The following is a 2,777-nucleotide window of genomic DNA, read 5'->3' on the forward strand; positions in this document are numbered from 1 at the left end:
GCCCCGTTACCTTCTTCGTAGTTCCTGATCAAGGAGCTGTGGTCACCAGGCCCGGCATGACTCAGGCCCCCAGTCGCTCGCATGATCCGGGGGGTGGTGTCACCGGGTCTGGTGGCATCGAGGGACCGCTGATAGGGACACGGCCACCACTGGGTAGGTCTCGTCGTAACGTGGGTGCCGGCGCTCGATGCCTGATCGGTGACCACGTCACGGCGAACGAACGGCATGGTGAATGAGCAGCACTTTCAGCGTGTTCCTCGGCCTGGACGTCGGCAAAGACAACCACCACGCCGTCGGCTTGGACCCGGACGGGAAGCGGCTGCATGACGCCCCGCTGCCCAACACCGAACCCAAACTGAAGGCCCTGTTCGACAAACTCGCCCGGCACGGAACCCTGCTGGTCGTGGTCGACCAGCCGGCCACGATCGGGGCGTTGCCGGTCGCGGTCGCCCGCGCCGCTGGGCATCAGGTGGCCTACCTGCCCGGGTTGGCGATGCGTCGCATCGCCGATCTTTACCCCGGCCGCGCGAAGACCGACGCCCGGGACGCGTTCGTCATCGCCGACGCGGCCCGCTCGCTGCCGCACACGCTGCGCCCGGTCGATGTCGGTGACGAGGCCTTGGCCGAACTGGAGGTGTTGGTCGGGTTCGACGACGACCTGGCCGGCGAAGCCACCCGGATCAGCAACCGGATCCGGGGCCTGCTCACGGGCATCCACCCCGCCCTCGAACACGCCATCGGACCGCGGATCAGCCACCCGGCGGTGCTGGAAATCCTCTCGCGCTGCGGCGGCCCGGCCGGCATCGCCAAGGCCGGTCGCCGCAAACTGACCGCGATCGCGAAGGTCCACGCGCCCCGCATGGGCGAGAAGCTGGTCGAGGCGATCATGACCGCACTGGGCGAGCAGTCCGTCACCGTCCCAGGCACCGCGGCCGCCGACACCGTGCTGCCGCGGCTGGCGGACAGCTTGAAAACTGTCCTGCAGCAACGGAAACAGGTTGCCGAGCAGGTCGAGGGGATACTTGATGCGCACCCTCTTGCCGGGGTCCTGATCTCGATGCCCGGCATCGGCGTCAGGACCGCAGCCCGCATCCTCCTCGAAGTCGGCGACGCCTCCAACTTCGCCTCCTCCGGACACCTCGCGGCCTACGCCGGCATCGCGCCGGTCACCCGCAGCTCCGGCACGTCGATCAAGGGTGAGCACCCGGCCCGGACCGGCAACCGCCAGCTCAAACGCGCATTCTTCCTGGCCGCGTTCGCTTCGTTGTCTGACCCGACCAGCCGCACCTACTACGACCGAAAGAGGGCCGAAGGCAAGAAGCACAACGCCGCCCTTATCTGCCTGGCCCGCCGCCGCTGCGACGTGCTCTACGCCATGCTCCGCAACGGCACCCACTACCGACACCCCCAACCAGCCCCCGCAGCGGCTTGACAACCACTGTGAGACTTCGCGGGCGGCCTGGTGGTCGCTGTCAGGATGGTCCGGCGGTGCGGGATGACTCGTTGACAAACTGGCCGTTTCCGAACGTGCCTTGCCTATGACTCGTCTCCCACGCCGTTGGGCCGGCCTGGCCCACCCAGTGGCCTGATAAGCAGCCCGTCCGCCTTGCTCGGCGTGACTCGTCACAGTTTCGCCTGGGTGCCCACCACGGCCGACGCCCACCCGACAACGTCGCCTGCTGGAAGGTACCGCGTGACCATGCTGTTCGAGTCGATCGAAGGCGTCATCGGCGTCGACACCCACCGCGACACCCTCGCCGCGGCCGCGATCACCGCGGTCGGCGCCACGCTCGGACACGCCGATGCCCCGGCCAGCGCCGATGGCTACCAGCAGCTGCTGGACTTCGCGCGAGCGCAGGTGCCCGGCCGGCGGTGCTGGGCCGTCGAAGGCACCAGCAGCTACGGCGCCGGGCTCACCGCATTCCTCAGCGAACAGGGCGAACGGGTCGTCGAAGTCTGCCGACCCAAGCGTCCACCGCGGCGCGGTGCCCGCAAAAGCGACGCCCTCGACGCTGTTCGAGCCGCCCGGGAAATCCTCAGCAGCGACCGCCTCATCGAGCCGCGCAGCCGCGGGCAGCGCGAAGCCCTGCGCGTCCTGCTGAGCACGCGGGCCGGCGCGGTCTCCGCCCGCACCGCCGCGATCAACCATCTCAAGGCGCTGATCGTCTCCGCACCCGAGAACTTACGCGCGGAACTGCGAGGACAGACCAGCGACACGCAGATCGGCTACTGCGCGAAACTGCGTGACCGTCCCGCCCAGGACCTCGAGCACCGCAGCACCATCCGGGCGATGCGGTCCACCGCCCACCGCATCCAAGCACTCAAGACCGAGGCGAACGAGCTCGAACGCGACATCGCACGCCTGGTCGACGAGGTTCACCCCGAGCTGGCACAGCTGCCCGGCGTCGGCGCCCTGAGCGCAGCACAAATCCTGATCAGCTGGTCCCACCGCGGCAGGCTTCGTTCCGAAGCCGCGTTCGCCAGCCTCGCCGGCGCCGCACCGATCCCCGCCTCCTCGGGCCTGACCAACCGCCACCGCCTCAACCGAGGCGGTGATCGCCAACTCAACCGAGCACTCCACACCATCGTGCTGACCCGCAGCCGGATCGACCCCGCGACCCGCGCCTACATCACCCGCCGACTGGCCGAAGGCAAAACGCTCCGCGAGATCAAACGCTGCCTCAAACGGATCATCGCCCGCCAGCTCTTCCGCACCCTCCAGCAACACCGCACACCAACCACGCCGGCAACCCTTGACGCCACATAGCAGCGTCATA

General features: G+C 68.7%; 2 protein-coding genes. Both read left to right on the top strand.

The window, feature by feature from the left end; translation table 11 throughout:
- Nucleotides 1-232 precede the first annotated feature (232 nt).
- Nucleotides 233-1,432, top strand: a complete 1,200-nt coding sequence (locus ACLJOU_RS46835) for an IS110 family transposase (RefSeq protein WP_410575772.1) — start codon at nt 233-235, stop codon at nt 1,430-1,432.
- Nucleotides 1,433-1,699: 267 nt separating this feature from the next.
- The gene (locus tag ACLJOU_RS46840; RefSeq protein ID WP_410575773.1) at nt 1,700-2,767 is read left to right on the top strand and encodes an IS110 family transposase; all 1,068 of its coding nucleotides are present in this window, start codon (nt 1,700-1,702) and stop codon (nt 2,765-2,767) included.
- The last annotated feature ends 10 nt before the right edge of the window (nt 2,768-2,777 follow it).

This window comes from Amycolatopsis sp. cmx-4-61 (assembly GCF_046548775.1).
In the GTDB taxonomy this organism is placed as follows: Bacteria; Actinomycetota; Actinomycetes; order Mycobacteriales; family Pseudonocardiaceae; genus Amycolatopsis.

What these genes read in the sequence shown, in the direction of transcription:
- ACLJOU_RS46840 (WP_410575773.1), top strand. Translation starts at nt 1,700, where the DNA reads ATGCTGTTCGAGTCGATCGAAGGCGTCATCGGCGTCGACACCCACCGC.
- ACLJOU_RS46835 (WP_410575772.1), top strand. Translation starts at nt 233, where the DNA reads ATGAGCAGCACTTTCAGCGTGTTCCTCGGCCTGGACGTCGGCAAAGAC.